This is a genomic window from Pseudomonas gingeri, assembly GCF_013386165.1.
Lineage (GTDB): Bacteria > Pseudomonadota > Gammaproteobacteria > Pseudomonadales > Pseudomonadaceae > Aquipseudomonas > Aquipseudomonas gingeri_C.
Genome location: NZ_JACAOS010000028.1, coordinates 88292 through 103473, shown reverse-complemented (window position 1 = coordinate 103473; position 15182 = coordinate 88292). Strand labels below are relative to the sequence as shown.

Genomic DNA, 15182 nt, shown 5'->3' with positions numbered 1-15182 from the left:
TACACTGGCTTCTTTTTCGGTGTACGTAAGGCCTGTCATGACCGTGCTGAAATACCTTCAGGCTTATCCCGCGTCCCTGCAGGAACAGGTCCGTCAGATGATTGCCCGGGACGCCCTGGGTGACTACCTGAGCCAGCGTTATCCGGAGCGACACGCGGTGCAGAGCGACAAGGCGCTGTACGGCTATGCCCTGGCGTTGAAGCAGGAGCATCTGCGCAACGCGCCGGCCATCGACAAGGTGCTCTTCGATAACCGCCTGGACCTCACTCACCGCGCCCTCGGCCTGCACACCGCGATCTCGCGGGTCCAGGGCGGCAAGCTCAAGGCCAAGAAGGAAATCCGCATCGCCTCGCTGTTCAAGGACGCGGCGCCGCAGTTTCTGAAGATGATCGTGGTGCACGAACTGGCGCACCTCAAGGAGTCCGATCACAACAAGGCGTTCTACCAGCTGTGTGAATACATGCAGCCCGGTTATCACCAGTTGGAGTTCGACCTGCGGGTGTACCTGACCTGGCGCGATCTGCAGGGCAAATCGGCAAACCCGTAGGCGCCGGTTGCGCTCTTGATGAGTAGAAGCATTGGAAGGTCAACCCTAAGGATTACCGGATGGACGTCAGCAAGACCAAGAGCAGTTTTTACCGCCGTCTGTATGTGGCCTGGCTGATCGACAGCGGAGCTGCCAGCAATGTGCCGGCCCTGACCGAAGCCACCGGCATGCCGCGGCGTACGGCGCAGGATACGATCCAGGCCCTGGCCGACCTGGATATCATCTGCGAGTTCGAACAGGAAGACGGCGCCCGCAACCATGCCGGGCGGTACCGGATTCGCAGTTGGGGGCCGATCGACAAAAGCTGGATCGGCGACAACCTGGCTTCGATCAAGCAGGTGCTGGGTTACCCCTGAAAGGCGAACACGGTCCTTGAGCTGGCTGGCCGGCGATAGCGCCCGACAGGGCGCTGGAAAACCTCAGGACTTGCGCATGCCGATATGCGGGATATCGTCCTCCAGATACGCCTCGCCGACCACTTCGAAACCATAACGCCCGTAATAAGCCTGCAAGTGCGCCTGGGCCGACAGATAGATCGGCACTTGCGGCCAAAGCTTCTCGGCCTGCTTCAGCGCCTGGGCCATCAGCTCGTGGCCCAGCCCTTGGCCACGGGCCTCGGGGGCGATCACCACCCGCCCGATCACCACGTCGCCGCCCTGGGAGACCGGGTCTAGCAGACGCAGGTAAGCCACCAGTCGATCATCGCGCCAGGCCATCAGATGGCAGGTGTCGCCCTCCAGGTCGCGCCCGTCGACTTCCTGGTAGGGACATTTCTGCTCGACCACGAAGACTTCGGTACGCAGTTGCAGGATGCTGTACAACTGTTCTTTGCCAAGATCTCCATGATGTTTGCAGAGCCAGTCGATGGTCATTCTCGCCTCGGTATTCAATTGAGTTGATACCGATACTAGGCGGGTTGCCAGCCCTCGCCAACCGCGAATTTTTTTCCCAGCCAGGGCTGAAGCTGGAAGGCTCCTTGCAAGGGAGTCGAGCCCTGTCCGGTTGGTTGGCGGCTACTTGCTATCATTCACTTTGCTCGGCATCGTCATCTTTGTGTAATCTGCTGAGCCGTGCTTTTGCTCTGGCTCGGATGAGCTAATGTTAGGACCAGGGATGTAGCCGGTTGCTTCCAGACCGGCTCCTCCGGCTTCGGCTAACTCTGCTGGGCTATGTGCCCGCTAAGGATCTTTAGCATGCCGCGATTGCATCGAGCTTTTGTTTTGCTTGGATTGCTGCTGCTTTCACAAGGCGCTGCCGCCGACAAGTTGCGTTTGGTCGCCGACGGCTGGCCACCGTTTACCGATGCAACGCTGGTCAACGGCGGTCTGGCCACCGATATCGTCAGTACGGCGCTGGCGAGAGCCGGCTATGCCAGCGACTTTGAACAGGTCCCCTGGGCGCGTGCGCTCAAGGGCGTGGGCGAGGGCCGCTATGATGTGCTGATCAATGCCTGGTACAGCGACGAACGCACCTTGCTAGGGCAGTTTTCCGCCGAGTACCTGGTCAATCGCGTGCTGTTTCTCAAGCGCAAGGAGTCGGCCATCGAGTTCGATAATCTGAGCCAGTTGCACGACCTGCCGATTGCGGTGGTGCGTGACTATGCCTATAGCGCCGAGTTCGATGGCGACGCGCAGTTGCAGAAAATCCCGGTGCACAACTTTGCCATGGCCGTGCGCATGCTGGCCGCGGACCGGGTGAAGTTGACCCTGGAAGACGAGTATGTGGCGCGTTACTACCTCAAGAGCGAGGCGCCACGGGTGCGCAATGCCGTGGAGTTCCTGCCCAAGCCGCTGAGCGAGAACGCCCTGCATATCCTGGTGAGCCTGAAGAACCCGCAACATGCACAGATCGTGGCCGGCTTCGACCGCGAGATCGCGGCGATGAAGGCCGACGGCAGCTATGAGCGGCTGCTCAAGCTGCACGGGATGTAACGCAGACACCGTAACCCTTGTAGGAGCTGGCTTGCCAGCGATGAGGCCCTTGAGTCTTGCGGTGTTCTTGCTGACGTCATCGCCGGCAAGCCGGCTCCCACAGGACTGCGTCTCACCACAAAAGTATCGTGCTGCCGAGGTCCCTGTAGGAGCTGGCTTGCCAGCGATGAGGCCCTTGAGTCTTGCAGTGTTCTTGCTGACGTCATCGCCGGCAAGCCGGCTCCCACGGGAGGCGGGGTGTTTCAGGACTCTGCGTTTTCTTCCGGGTCCTTGATCAGGTGTGCCGCCAGGGTCCGTAGCGGCCCCAGTTGCCGGCAGATCAGCGCCAGTTGGGTCTGCACCAACCGCTGGATCTCGTCGATCTCGTCCGGCATGTGCTCCAGCTCCGTGGCCAGGGCTTCCTCGGCATCGCTTTGAATGGCGACCGGGGTCTTGTTCGCCAAGCCCCCGGCTATCTCTTCGATACTCGTGGCCAAGGTGCCGCCAGCGCCCTCGAGCAGATGATCGCGCACGGCCTCCGGTAGCTGGTTTTCACGGTGTGCACCGAGCCCCGACAGGTAGCTGAGCAAGGTGTGCGACAGCACCAGGAAGCGGAAACCGACATCGGCTTCCTTACGGAAATGCCCCGGCTCCATCAACATGTTCGCCAGGGTGGTCGACAGCGCCGCATCGGCGTTGTGGGCGTTGCGCCGGGCCAGCCGGTAGGCGAGGTCGTCGCTCTTGCCCTGGGCGTACTGGCGCATGATCTGGCGCAGGTACAGGCTGTTGCAGCTCAGGGTATTGGCCAGCACCTTGTTCAGGCGCCGTCCCTGCCAGTCCGGCAGGAACAGGAACACCGCGAGGCCGGCGATCAGCGCACCCAGCAGGGTGTCGAGCAGGCGCGGCAGGAACAGGCCGTAGCCGTCACCCACCTGGTTGAAGCAGAACAGCACCGTCAGGGTCATGGCGGCGGTCGCCAGGGTGTAGCGGGTGGTGCGGTTGATAAAGAACACCACCCCGGCGGCGATGGTGAACAAGGCCTGGATCAGGGGGCTCGGGAACAGGTCGAACAACGCCCAGGCGGCGGTCAGGCCGATGGCCGTGCCGAGGATCCGCTGGCCCAGTTTGCGCCGGGTCGCGCCGTAGCTCGGCTGGCAGACGAACAGGGTGGTGAGGATGATCCAGTAGCCCTGGGACGGGTGCACCAAATGCACCATGCCATAACCGATGCTCAGCGCCAGCGGCAGGCGCAGGGCGTGGCGGAACAGCAGCGAGGTCGGGGTCAGCTGGGTGCGCAGGCGCGTCCAGACGTCCTTGAGGTTGCGCGGCGAACGGTCCAGCAGGCTGCTGTCGGTGGCGTCGGCGAGGCTGTCGGGGTTGCTCGCGTCGCTCAGCAGGCGGTCGAGGGTACCAAGGTTGGCGGCCAGTGCCCGCAGCGAACGCAGCAAACCGCGCCAGGCCGGGTTGCTCTGGATGCGCAGGTGTTCCAGGGAAGCGTGCAGGTCACCCAGGGCTTCGGCGAAGCTGGCGTTGTAGACGAACGGCTGGCGCAGCTGGATCGACACCGCCAGGGCCTGGCAGGCCTTGCCTTGCTCGCGCAGCAGGCGTTGGCAGCGGAACAGCACGTCGCTGTGGAAGAACGCGTCGGCCAGGGCGTTGTACGGATAGTGCGAGGAACTGGCGCGCTCGTGGATGTCCTGGGCGAGGAAGTACAGCTTCAGGTAACGGCTGACCTTCGACCCCGGCCGGCCGTTGCCGACCCGGTGCAGGATGATTTCCTTGGCGCTGTTCAGCGCCGCGACCACCTTGCCGTTCTGTTGCGCCAGTTTCAGGCGTCGGGCTTCGACGTCCAGTTGGCGGATCGGCTCGAACAGCGAGGACTTGAGCTTGAGGTAGTAGCCCAGTTCGCGGAACAGCTTGGCCAGGCTCTGTTGCACCGGCTGGTTGGAGAACATCGCTTGCCAAAGCACCGAGAGCACGCCGTACCAGGCCGCGCCGGTGACCAGCAGCACCGGTTCGTGCCAGAGGTTGGCGACTTCGCCGCCGCGCTGGTCGACGCCGATCATGGTGTAGACCGAGAGGATCAGGGTCGCCGAGGCAATGGCGCCATAGCGCTCGCCGAGGGCGCCGAGCATGGTCAGGGCAAAGGCCGCCAGGGCCATGGCGCAGACGAAGACCAGCGGATAGGGGAACAGCAGCTCGACCGAGAATGCCGCGACACTGAAGCACACCAGCGTCACCGCCAGGGCATTGAGGCGGCCCTGCCAACTGTCGTCGGTTTCGGCCAGGGCACAGGCGATGACCCCGAGGAACAGCGGGATCAGCAACTTCATCTCGTTCTGGAACCAGCACAAGGTCATGATGCCGGTCAGGGCGATAAACACCCGAACGCTATAGCTGAATTTGTCCAGCGCCCAGAGACGGCGCAGGGACTGGTTGAACGAGGTCGATGCCATGAAGGTGAGAGAGCCTGCCAAGCGGTTGATCTGAATGATGGGTAGACGGGCGGCATTGCAATGACGCCACATCGGTCTACAGCAAAATTTGTTCCGTGATCGGTGTGCGGCCGAGAATTGTGTTCAGCGCAAAAGCATCGTCAGGCCCAGGACCCTGTAGGAGCGAGCTTGCTCGCGATGAGGCCCTTGAATCTTGTGGCGCTCTGGTGGCCGCTATCGCGAGCAAGCTCGCTCCTACAGGGGGGCTGGGTCGACGATCATTCTGCGGTGAAACGCAAATTCGTGGGAGCCGGCTTGCTGGCGATGAGGCCCGCAGCTCAGGCGAATTGCGCCGCCGCGTACCCCGAGGCCCAGGCCCACTGGAAGTTGAAACCGCCCAGGTGGCCGCTGACATCCAGCACTTCACCGATAAAGTACAGCCCCGGACTTTTCAGCGATTCCATGGTTTTCGATGAGACTTCCCGGGTGTCGACGCCGCCCAGGGTCACTTCGGCGGTGCGATAGCCTTCAGTACCGGCCGGCACCAGGCGCCAGTCGCCGAGTTTCTCCGCAACCTCGGCCAACTCCGCCGGGGTGTACTGCTTCATCGGCTTGGAAACGAACCAGTGGTCGGCCAACAGGTTGGCCATCTTCTTGGTGAACAGCTCGCCCAGCAGGGTTTTCAGCTCGCTGTTGGGCCGTTCGGCCTGCTGCTGTTGCAGCCAGTCCAGTGCGTCGTGGTCCGGCAGCAGGTTGATGTGCAGCGTGTCGCCGGGGTTCCAGAACGAAGAAATCTGCAGGATCGCCGGGCCGCTGAGGCCACGGTGAGTGAACAGGATATTTTCCCGGAAGCTCTGCTCGTTGCAGCTCACCAGGCAATCCACCGAAGTCCCGGACAGCTCGGTGCAGAGGGCCTTGAGTTGATCGGTAATGGTGAACGGCACCAGGCCCGCGCGGGTCGGTAACACCAGGTGGCCGAACTGCTTGGCCACCTGATAGCCGAAGCCGGTGGCGCCCAGGGTCGGGATCGACAGCCCGCCGGTGGCGATCACCAGGGACTGGCAGGTGATCTGGCCGAGGGTGGTTTGCAGCAGGTAGCCGTTCTCCAGTTTTTCGATGTGCTGGATGGCGGTGTCCAGGTGCAGGCTGACGCCGGCCTGGTCGCACTCGTCGAGGAGCATGCCGAGGATGTCGCTGGACTTGTTGTCGCAGAACAGCTGGCCGAGTTTTTTCTCGTGATAGGGCACGCCGTGCTTGGCCACCATCGCGATGAAGTCCCACTGGGTATAGCGGGCCAGGGCCGACTTGCAGAAATGCGGGTTCTGCGAAAGGAAGTTGCCAGGCTCGCTGTACATATTGGTGAAATTGCAACGCCCGCCGCCGGACATCAGGATTTTCTTGCCGGCCTTGTTGGCGTGGTCGATCAGCATCACCTGGCGCCCACGGGCGGCGGCGGTAAAGGCGCACATCAAACCGGCGGCGCCAGCGCCGATGACTACAACTTCAGTAACGGGCACAACGATGTCCTCATGTATGTTTCAGGCGGGCGCGGTTTTTGTGTGGGAGCCGGCTTGCTGGCGATTCAGGCGACGCGGTGTTTCAGCTACACCGCGTTATCGTTCATCGCCAGCAAGCCGGCTCCTACAGGTCTCTGGCGTTTGCGCGGACAAGGCCAGTCGCGCCGAGCAGGCTCGCGATAGTCAGAGAATCCGCACGCGCAGCGAACGGCCCTTGATCTTGCCGTCGTTCAGGCGCTGCAAGGCCTGCTTGGCCACGCCGCGTTCTACCGCGACATAAGCCTGGAAGTCGAAAATGGCGATCTTGCCGACCTGGGCACCGGGAATTCCGGCGTCGCCGGTCAGGGCGCCGAGGATGTCTCCCGGGCGAACCTTGTCCTTGCGGCCGGCAGCGATGCACAAGGTGCTCATGACCGGCAGCAGCGGACCGCCGCCCTGGGACTTGAGGTTGTCGAGTTGGTCCCAGTTCAACGGCGACTTCTGCACTTCCTCGATGGCCCGCGCACGCAGGCTTTCGGACGGCGCCACCAGGCTGATCGCCAGGCCGGTCTCGCCCGCCCGGCCGGTACGGCCGACACGGTGGATATGCATCTCCGAATCACGTGCCAGTTCGACGTTGATCACCATGTCCAGGGCATCGATATCCAGGCCGCGTGCCGCGACGTCGGTCGCCACCAGCACCGAGATGCTGCGGTTGGCGAACATCGCCAGGACCTGGTCGCGGTCACGCTGCTCCAGGTCGCCGTGCAGCGCGACGGCGGAGACGCCCTTGGCGGTCAAGGTGTCGACGGTTTCCTGGACCTGCTGCTTGGTGAAGCAGAACGCCACGCAGGACTGTGGGCGGAAGTGGTTGAGCACCTTGACCACGGCTTCCATGCGCTCTTCCGGGGAAATCTCGTAGAAGCGCTGTTCGATCTGGCTATCGGCGTGCATCGCCTCGGCCTTGACCTGCTGCGGGTTGCGCATGAACTTGGAGGCCAGCTGCTTGATGCTCACCGGGTAGGTGGCGGAGAACAGCAGGGTCTGCCGGCGCTCGGGGAGCTGGGCGATGATTTCCTCGATGGCATCGTAGAAACCCATGTCGAGCATGCGGTCGGCTTCGTCGAGGACCAGGGTATTGAGGCCGTGCAGGACCAGCGAACCTTTGCGCAGGTGCTGCTGGATGCGTCCCGGGGTGCCGACGATGATGTGGGTGCCGTGTTCCAGGGAGGCGATTTGCGGGCCGAGGGACACGCCGCCGCAGAGGGTCAGCACCTTGATGTTGTCTTCGGCGCGGGCCAGGCGGCGGATTTCCTTGGCGACCTGGTCGGCCAATTCGCGGGTGGGGCAGATCACCAGGGCCTGGCAGCCGAAGAAGCGTGGGTTGATCGGGTTCAGCAGGCCGATGCCGAAGGCGGCGGTTTTGCCGCTGCCGGTCTTGGCCTGGGCGATCAGGTCCATGCCTTTGAGGATCACCGGCAAGCTTTGCGCCTGGATCGGCGTCATCTGGGCATAACCGAGGGAGTCGAGGTTAGCCAGCATGGCGGCGGACAGGGGCAAGGAGTTAAACGCGGTGGCGATGGTGGTCACGGGACTGGCCTGCAAAACAAAATGTCGCGCAGTGTATCAGTCCCGATTGGCGCTGCTGCAAATTCTGGACGAAAAGTAGCCAAATAGTGTCGGACCCCAGCCATTTAGGAGTTCCTGAGGCCACATCTGTGGCGAGCGGGCTTGTGTGGCGAGGGGGCTTGCCCCTGTTCGGCTGCGCAGCAGTCGTAAAACCGGCCACTTCGTCGTGTCAGGCACAACGAGTTCTCTGGTTTCAGGGGCGCTTCGCGCCCCAGCGCGGGCAAGCCCGCTCGCCACAAATTTCGGCCAGACTTAAGATCGCTCTTAACTCGCAGGCTCTAGGGCAAGCCAGCTCGTCACACCGTGAGATCAGTGTTCGATGTGCTGTTCCTGAACCACCTTGGTCCGGCGCCCATCCTGGGGCGACAACTGCAGAAAAATCGCCGCCGCCAGCATCGCCATGACGCCCACGGTGAGGAAGGTCAGCTGGAACGCGCCAAGCACCGTCTCCACGCCATCATTGCCGACGGCGGCGGTAAAGCCGCCGAGCAGGGCGCCGGCGCACGCCACCCCAAGGCTCAGGGACAACTGCGCCACCACCGACAGCAAGCTGTTACCGCTGCTGGCGGCCTTGTCGTCGAGGTCGATCAGGGTCACGGTGTTCATCGCCGTGAATTGCAGCGAGTTGATCGCCCCGGCAATCGCCAGCATGCCCAGTAGCAAGGGGTAAGGCGTGTGCTCGGTGACCAGGCCCATGGCCGCGAGCATGATGCCCAGGGCCAGGGTGTTGCCGGTGAGGACGATGCGATAGCCCAGGCGCTCGATCAGCGGCCGGGCAATCGACTTGGCGAACATCGCCGCCGCCGCCAGGGGCAACATGCTCATCCCGGCCTGGGATGGCGAGTAACCCAGGGCCACTTGCAACAGCAACGGCACCAGGAACGGCAGGGCGCCGCTGCCCAGGCGGGCGAACAGATTACCGAGGATGCCGACGGCAAAGGTCCGGGTCTTGAACAGCGACGGGGCGAACAACGGGTTATCGATATGCCCGGCCCGCAGCCAGTACGCCGCCAGGCAGGCGAGGCCGGCGAAAAGCAGCAACATCACCCGCAGGTGTGGCAGTTGCAGTTCGCCCAGGCCCTCCATGGCGATGGTGATCAGCAGCATCGCCGCGCCGAACAGCAGGAAACCGATACCGTCGAAGCGTGTGCGCTCACTGCCGCGCAGGTCCGGGATGAACTTCCATACCGCATAGCAGCCGAGCAGGCCCACGGGCAGGTTGATCAGAAAAATCCAGTGCCAGGTCAGGTATTGCACCATCCAGCCGCCCATGGTCGGGCCGATCAACGGGCCGAGCAGACCGGGGATGGTGATGAACCCCATGATCCGCACCAGCTCCGAGCGCGGATAGGCGCGCAGCACCACCAGTCTTCCCACCGGCAACATCAGGGAACCGCCCAGGCCCTGGATGATCCGTGCACCCACCAGCATGTTCAGCGAGCTGGACATGGCACAGAGCAGCGAGCCGATGCTGAACAGCAGGATCGCGCCGAAGAAGATGCGTTTGGTGCCGAAGCGGTCGGAAACCCAGCCCGAGGCGGGGATCAGCAAGGCCACGGTGAGCATGTAGGCGATCACCACGCCCTGCATGCGCAGGGGGTTTTCCGCGAGGTCGAGGGCCATGGCGGGCAGGGCGGTGTTGAGGATGGTCCCGTCGAGGGACTGCATGAAGAAGGCAATGGCCACCACCCACGGTAGCCAGCGAGCGGTCGTTACGTCGAGAGGGGCACGGTCGGGCATGGGCGGCTCTATTTGTTAGCTGGCTACGTAGTTGCAGTATGCCTGATCGGTCAGAAATCGTGTAGGCGCGCAGGTGATTGCCGGCCATGGCAATGCTGGATTCACCACCGCTATCGCCAGCAAGCCGGCTCCCACAGGGTGTCGTCGGACACGAAGTTTGTGTACGGCCCAATCCCGTGGGAGCCGGCTTGCTGGCGATAGGGCCGGTGAGTGCGCTATAGCCGACAAGCCGGTCTCACTGCTCGCCGTTACTCGCGGTGGGTGGCAGCAGGAAACCGAGCAGGGCCTGATGGACCGCGTTGGCCGATTGTCGCGACTCCAGGTCCAGCAGGTGACCGGTGTCCTCGGCGATGGAGAAGCTGCAACGGCGGATGTATTCCTGAAATACCCGGGCACCCTCGGCCGGGGTGTAGATGTCCTTGGCACCGTTGATGAAATGCACCGGGCTGCGGATCTCGGACAGCGCCCGCAGATAGTTGCCGTCACCCAGTTGCAGCACCTGGTCGATATGGAAGCGCGCCTGGCGGTATTCGGTGCTGGGCATCGAGGACAGGTGCTGGTGGTTGGTGGTCTTGAGGCGCGATGGCAGGTAGTGGCCGACGGTATCGTTGAGCAGGTGGCCGATGGCGGATTTGTCGTCCAGCGCAATCAGTTCATGGACCCGTTGCACATACGCCCGCATCGGCGGGTTCAGGTCGGGCGCCAGGGCCATCACCACCGAGCTTTCGAGGGTCGGCGGGTGGCGGGTCAGGGCCAGCAGGGTGGAAATACCGCCCCAGGAGGCGGACACCAGGTGATTGACCTCGAAGCGCTGCACCAGGGCCAGGAGGATTTCCACCTCGTCGTCCTTCGTCACCAGGCCCGGGTCGGGATTGTAGGCTTGCGAGCGCCCGGCGAACGGCAGGTCGAACAGCACCACGTTGAAGTGTTCGGCCAGGCACTTGCTGGTGCGGGTAAAGGAACTGGTGGTGGCCAGGGCGCCATTGACCAGCAGGACGGTCTTGCGCCGCGGATCGTCGCCGATGCGTTCGACATGGATGTTGAAGTGTCGGTACAGGTTGGGGATAACAAAGCTTCCATGATTCATATCCAAGCTCCGGCAAAACACTTTCGGGGTTGAAAGAGGTGCGGCACGGCATTGAGTAAGGAAATCGCAGGTAAAGCCTGATCTTTGATTGTGAGGGTGGCGTTTTGATGGTGTGCCGAAAGCAAGAGGAATATATAGCGCGCCGGGCGGCGTAGGGGCAACTGGCTGAACGGATAGGTAAGAGGGTGTTTCAGCCAACCAGTCTTGTATTGCCCAATAACCGCTATCGCCAGCAAGCCGGTTCCCACTGGGCGTCGTCGGACACGAAGCCTGCGCATGCGCAATCCCTTGTAGGAGCGAGCTTGCTCGCGATGAGGTCCTTGAGAATTGCAGCGCCGGTCAGGCCGTCATCGCGAGCAAGCTCGCTCCTACAACGGGGAGGGGGGGCGTGTTCAGGGGGAATGCGGGGTGTCGGCGGACGCGGACACCCCCGGGGGTTACAGGGTCAAGGTCAGCTTGCTGATCAGCGCCCCCGGCAGCAGGTTCGACGCAGTCTGCCGCTGGTCGTAGGTACTGGCCGACAGCAGCAACTCGCGTTCCTGGGTCAGGGCTTCCAAGTGGCTGCCCAGCAGGCTGTAGACACTGTCATCGAAGCGCATGGTGCTGACCGGCGCCTGGATCTCGCCGTTCTCCACCCAGAAGGTGGCGAAGCGGGTCATGCCGGTCATCCGCGCCGCCGGTTGGTCCGAGTAGTTCAGGTACCACAGGTTGCTGATGTACAGGCCGGTGCCCAGTTGCTTGAGGATATCGGCCTGGGCCAGTTGCCCGGCGCGCATCTGCAAGGCCCCCGGGTACTCGCCGCCGCTGGCGCCGTTGGTGGTCAGGCCGTATTCGGCGGCGCTGCGCGAATTGATCAATTGTTGATCAGCGGCGCCCGCCGCGACCAGCGACACATCGCCCCGTGGATAACCTTCGTTGGAAAACGCCGGGCTCAACGAACCGCTGATCTGCTCGCTGATCCAGACGTTGTGACTGAAGCTGGCTTCGCCGGCATAGAGCCTTTGCAGCGGGCTGTGTTTGCTGCCGATGGCCTGGGCCGAGAAACCGCCCCAACTGAGCATGCCCATGACTTCTTCCAGCGCTGCCGGTGCCAGGTAGGCGCGATACTCGCCCGGCGCCAGGGTGCGCAATGGCCGCCCGAGAAAGTCGAGCTGCTCACGGGCCTGCTGGAAGCGCCGGGCGAAGCTGTCGCTGTCCCAGTCATGGCCGGCAAAGCTGGCTTTCACCGCCTGGCCGTTTTCGTGGAACAGGCTCCAGTCGAAGTTGAAACTATTGGCCTGGTGCCAGCCGAAAGCCCCGTCGGAGCTGGCAAAACCCCGGCTGATGGGACCGGCGGCGTAGAAGCCGACCAGGTCCAGGCCGACCGCGGCTCGGCTGATCTCCTCCAGTACCTGTGCCGTTTCCGGCAACGCATGGCTTTGCACGTTCTGGCTTTGCCAGGCGTTGTGGTTGAGCAGCAGGTACGGGTCCGCCGGCAACAGCGGGAGGATTTCGCGCAGTTGTTGCAGGCCGTCCGCCAGGCGCTGATGATCCGGCGCGAGTTCGCCGCAGAGGGTGATCTGCAAGTCGGCGTGGCGCCCGTCATTGATCAGCTTGAAGCTCACCGACGCTTGCTGCACCTGCCCGGCCTGACGCACCCGGCCGTGATTGAAGCGGATAAAGTCCGAGGCTTCGGCGGCATAACCCAGGGTGAAGCGTTCCGGGCCACGCAGCTGTGCCTGCAACCCGTCGACCAGGGCGCGGAAGTGTTCGACCTGACTCAGTGAAGTACTCATCAGGCATCTCCTCCAAACACATCGACGTTACTGAAGACACAGGCGGGCGAGGCATGCCCGACGCGGATCACCTGGTTCGGCTCGCCTTTGCCACAATTCGGCGTGCCCAGGACCTGGAAGGTCTCGGCATTGCCGACGGCGCTGAGATTGCGCCAGAACTGTGCGGAAATCGCCCGGTAGTTGGGGTTTTTCACCACACCCTTGAGCTCGCCGTTCTCGATCAACTGGCCCCACTCGCAGCCGAACTGGAATTTGTTGCGGGCGTCGTCGATGGACCAGGAACGGTTGGTGGACATCAGGATGCCGTTCTCGATACCGCCGACCAGTTGCGCGAAGGACTGGTCGCCCGGTTCGATATTGAGGTTGGCCATGCGGTCGATGGGCGCCCGGTTCCAGCTGCAGGCGCGGCTGTTGGCGACGCCGTCGAGGCCGGAACGGAATTGTGACAGTGCACCGCCCAGTGGGCGCAGCAGCCGGCCTTCGCGAATCAGGAACTCCTTGTGGGCCGGGGTGCCGTCGTCGTCATGGCTGTAGCTGGCCAGCTGTTGCGCGATGGTCGGATCGAAGGTCACGTTGAGCAGCGCCGAGCCATATTGCAGGCTGCCAAAGTCGCTGGCCTTGACGAAGCTGGTGCCGGCGTAATTGCGCTCGTCGCCGAGGATGCGATCCAGCTCCAGCGGGTGACCGATGGATTCGTGGATCTGCAGGATCATCTGGTCCGGGGTCAGCAGCAGGTCGCGCGGGCCTTGCGGGGTGTTGGGCGCCAGCAGCAATTGCAGGGCCTGGTCGGCGATCCGGGTACCGGCGCCGATCAGCCCGGAGCGCGTGATGACATCAGCGCTGCCTTGCTGGCCGAAGTTTTCCCGGCCCAGGGTGCGGGTCTGGCTGTCCGCGCCGTCGTAGGCAGTGACGCTCAGGCCCGGATAGACGAAGCGCAGCGCCTGGCGCAGTTCGGCGCCAGCGTTGTTGAGGTAGATCTGCTCGACCTGGGTCAGGCCGAGGCTGACTTCCCAGTTGACCAGCCGCTCGTCCTTGGGCACGGCCGCCGATTCGGCGCCGAGCAGGGCGTAGCAGTCGCTCAGGGACGGGAAGGGTTGCTCGAGTTGTGGCGAGCGGTAATCGGCGCGGTCGCTGGACACGGCTTGCTGGCGCAGGTCGAGCAGGGCATGGGGGGCCATCAACCGGGCGTAGTTTTCGGCGCGTTCGAGGGCGCTTTGCAGGCCGGCCTGGGACAGGTCGTTGGTGGCGGCATAGGCTTCGACGCCGTTGAGCCGTACGGTCAGCATCGCCCCTTCGTCGAGGCGCAGGCTCGGGGGTTCCGCCACGTTCTTGCGGACCGAGAGGTATTGGCCGGATTCGCGCACGTAACGCAGCGAGAAAAATTCAGCGCCCGTGCGCAAGCCGGCGAACCGTTGCTTGAGCTGGGGGTGGAAGTCGAACATGGGGAACCTCCCTGGAAATGGCGGTGAAACGGATGATAGAGGTGGCGAGGGCCCTGCACTGATGCCAGTCAATTAAGAAAGTTTGAAGCCGGGCACGGTCTTGTGGCGAGCGGGCTTGCCCGCGCTGGGCTGCGAAGCGGCCCTGAAACCATTCAACTCGGTCCACCTGATGTACCGAGCTCTCAGGTTTTGGGGGCGCTTCGCGCCCCAGCGCGGGCAAGCCCGCTCGCCACACAAGAGCGCCCGGCTTCAACACGCCTTAACTGACAAGCCCACGCCACACTATCTTCATCGCACTCTACTGCGCGGTGAGCTTGCCTGCGAAGTTTTCTAAGGGATTACAGCGGGCAGCCCTTGGCGCGCAGGATCGCGTCGAAACGGTCCGGGTCCAGGGTGCCGGCTTCAATCGCCGCCAGCGTGGCTTTTTCCCGTGCCAGCAGGTCGTGGCAGCGGATCAGCAACTCCGGCAGTTCGGAGCGGGCCGCGGCGACAACGCCGTCACCGTCGCCGATCATCAGGTCGCCCGGGGTCACGAGCATGCCAGCACAGGAAATCGGTACGTTGATCTCGCCACCGCCGTCGGTGCTCGGGCCACGGTGTACGCCGCCGATGGCATAGGCTGGCAGTTCGCCGGTCTGCCATTCGTCGAGGTCACGCAGGGCCCCGTTGATCACCACGCCGACGATGCCGGCCTTGAGGGCCATGGCGCGCATGATGCCGCCGAACACGGCGCGGGTCAGGTCAGCGCTGCCGTCGATCACCAGCACGTCGCCCGGACGGGCCATCTGCATGGCCTTGAGGATCATCAGGTTGTCGCCCGGACGCACGCGTACGGTCAGGGCATTGCCGAGCATCGGGGTGTTGCCGTGGAACGGTCGCAGGCCCAGGCCGCCGACGTTACGACCGAGGCAATCGCTGACGGCGGCGGCCGGGATCTTGCTGAATTCCTTCAGCCATTTTGGATCGAGTGGTTCAGGATTCGGGTTGATCAGGTAGCCGGTGGGCCATTTGCTCGAAGAAACGACATCAAACATGGGAAAGCCTCGTGGCCAGCAATGTGGCGGTGTGTCGAATTGGGGCGAGGGGTGAAACGTTTGCGCGCCCTTAGATTAGGCCTGCGC

12 protein-coding genes are annotated in these 15182 nt (G+C 63.3%); 3 read left to right on the top strand and 9 right to left on the bottom strand.

Features of this window, described 5'->3' with window-relative positions; all coding sequences use genetic code 11:
• Nucleotides 1-37 precede the first annotated feature (37 nt).
• Nucleotides 38-547 (top strand): YgjP-like metallopeptidase domain-containing protein, encoded by a 510-nt coding sequence (locus HX866_RS30985; protein ID WP_177098338.1) that lies wholly within the window; start codon nt 38-40, stop codon nt 545-547.
• Between the two features lie 59 nt (nt 548-606).
• The gene (locus tag HX866_RS30980; protein WP_177104969.1) at nt 607-903 is read left to right on the top strand and encodes a winged helix-turn-helix domain-containing protein; all 297 of its coding nucleotides are present in this window, start codon (nt 607-609) and stop codon (nt 901-903) included.
• Between the two features lie 63 nt (nt 904-966).
• Here HX866_RS30980 and HX866_RS30975 read toward each other — a convergent pair whose 3' ends face one another.
• Nucleotides 967-1419, bottom strand: coding sequence for a GNAT family N-acetyltransferase (locus HX866_RS30975; protein ID WP_177126632.1), 453 nt, complete (start codon nt 1417-1419; stop codon nt 967-969).
• Between the two features lie 321 nt (nt 1420-1740).
• Here HX866_RS30975 and HX866_RS30970 point away from each other — a divergent pair, with 321 nt between their 5' ends.
• A complete protein-coding gene (locus HX866_RS30970; RefSeq protein ID WP_177098341.1) occupies nt 1741-2478 on the top strand; it encodes a substrate-binding periplasmic protein in 738 nt (245 codons plus the stop codon).
• 242 nt (nt 2479-2720) lie between these two features.
• Here the strand turns inward: HX866_RS30970 and yccS are convergent, their stop codons facing one another.
• The 8 genes from yccS to HX866_RS30930 form a co-directional block, all read right to left on the bottom strand.
• Nucleotides 2721-4913: a YccS family putative transporter gene (yccS, locus tag HX866_RS30965; RefSeq protein WP_177098506.1), complete on the bottom strand. Its 2193-nt coding sequence runs from the start codon at nt 4911-4913 to the stop codon at nt 2721-2723.
• A gap of 317 nt (nt 4914-5230) precedes the next feature.
• A complete protein-coding gene (locus HX866_RS30960; RefSeq protein WP_177098505.1) occupies nt 5231-6409 on the bottom strand; it encodes an NAD(P)/FAD-dependent oxidoreductase in 1179 nt (392 codons plus the stop codon).
• Between the two features lie 183 nt (nt 6410-6592).
• A complete protein-coding gene (gene dbpA, locus HX866_RS30955; RefSeq protein ID WP_256345045.1) occupies nt 6593-7930 on the bottom strand; it encodes an ATP-dependent RNA helicase DbpA in 1338 nt (445 codons plus the stop codon).
• 396 nt (nt 7931-8326) lie between these two features.
• Nucleotides 8327-9757 carry a multidrug transporter subunit MdtD gene (mdtD, locus tag HX866_RS30950; RefSeq protein WP_177141060.1) on the bottom strand — a complete coding sequence of 477 codons (1431 nt, stop codon included), beginning with the start codon at nt 9755-9757 and terminating at the stop codon, nt 8327-8329.
• Nucleotides 9758-9992: 235 nt separating this feature from the next.
• Nucleotides 9993-10844, bottom strand: coding sequence for an alpha/beta fold hydrolase (locus tag HX866_RS30945; RefSeq protein WP_177099364.1), 852 nt, complete (start codon nt 10842-10844; stop codon nt 9993-9995).
• A 437-nt stretch (nt 10845-11281) separates the two neighbouring features.
• Nucleotides 11282-12619, bottom strand: a complete 1338-nt coding sequence (locus tag HX866_RS30940) for a TldD/PmbA family protein (RefSeq protein ID WP_177141059.1) — start codon at nt 12617-12619, stop codon at nt 11282-11284.
• On the bottom strand, nt 12619-14061 hold the full coding sequence (locus HX866_RS30935) for a TldD/PmbA family protein (protein ID WP_177141058.1): 1443 nt from the start codon (nt 14059-14061) through the stop codon (nt 12619-12621). The genes HX866_RS30940 and HX866_RS30935 overlap by 1 nt, the downstream gene beginning before the upstream one ends.
• Nucleotides 14062-14399: 338 nt before the next feature.
• The gene (locus HX866_RS30930; RefSeq protein WP_177098499.1) at nt 14400-15095 is read right to left on the bottom strand and encodes an RraA family protein; all 696 of its coding nucleotides are present in this window, start codon (nt 15093-15095) and stop codon (nt 14400-14402) included.
• Nucleotides 15096-15182: the final 87 nt, after the last annotated feature.

Coding starts and splice junctions, on each gene's coding strand:
- HX866_RS30980 (WP_177104969.1), top strand. CDS start 607: ATGGACGTCAGCAAGACCAAGAGCAGTTTTTACCGCCGTCTGTATGTG.
- dbpA (WP_256345045.1), bottom strand. CDS start 7,930: ATGCTGGCTAACCTCGACTCCCTCGGTTATGCCCAGATGACGCCGATC.
- HX866_RS30945 (WP_177099364.1), bottom strand. CDS start 10,844: ATGAATCATGGAAGCTTTGTTATCCCCAACCTGTACCGACACTTCAAC.
- yccS (WP_177098506.1), bottom strand. CDS start 4,913: ATGGCATCGACCTCGTTCAACCAGTCCCTGCGCCGTCTCTGGGCGCTG.
- HX866_RS30935 (WP_177141058.1), bottom strand. CDS start 14,061: ATGTTCGACTTCCACCCCCAGCTCAAGCAACGGTTCGCCGGCTTGCGC.
- HX866_RS30930 (WP_177098499.1), bottom strand. CDS start 15,095: ATGTTTGATGTCGTTTCTTCGAGCAAATGGCCCACCGGCTACCTGATC.
- HX866_RS30940 (WP_177141059.1), bottom strand. CDS start 12,619: ATGAGTACTTCACTGAGTCAGGTCGAACACTTCCGCGCCCTGGTCGAC.
- HX866_RS30970 (WP_177098341.1), top strand. CDS start 1,741: ATGCCGCGATTGCATCGAGCTTTTGTTTTGCTTGGATTGCTGCTGCTT.
- mdtD (WP_177141060.1), bottom strand. CDS start 9,757: ATGCCCGACCGTGCCCCTCTCGACGTAACGACCGCTCGCTGGCTACCG.
- HX866_RS30985 (WP_177098338.1), top strand. CDS start 38: ATGACCGTGCTGAAATACCTTCAGGCTTATCCCGCGTCCCTGCAGGAA.
- HX866_RS30975 (WP_177126632.1), bottom strand. CDS start 1,419: ATGACCATCGACTGGCTCTGCAAACATCATGGAGATCTTGGCAAAGAA.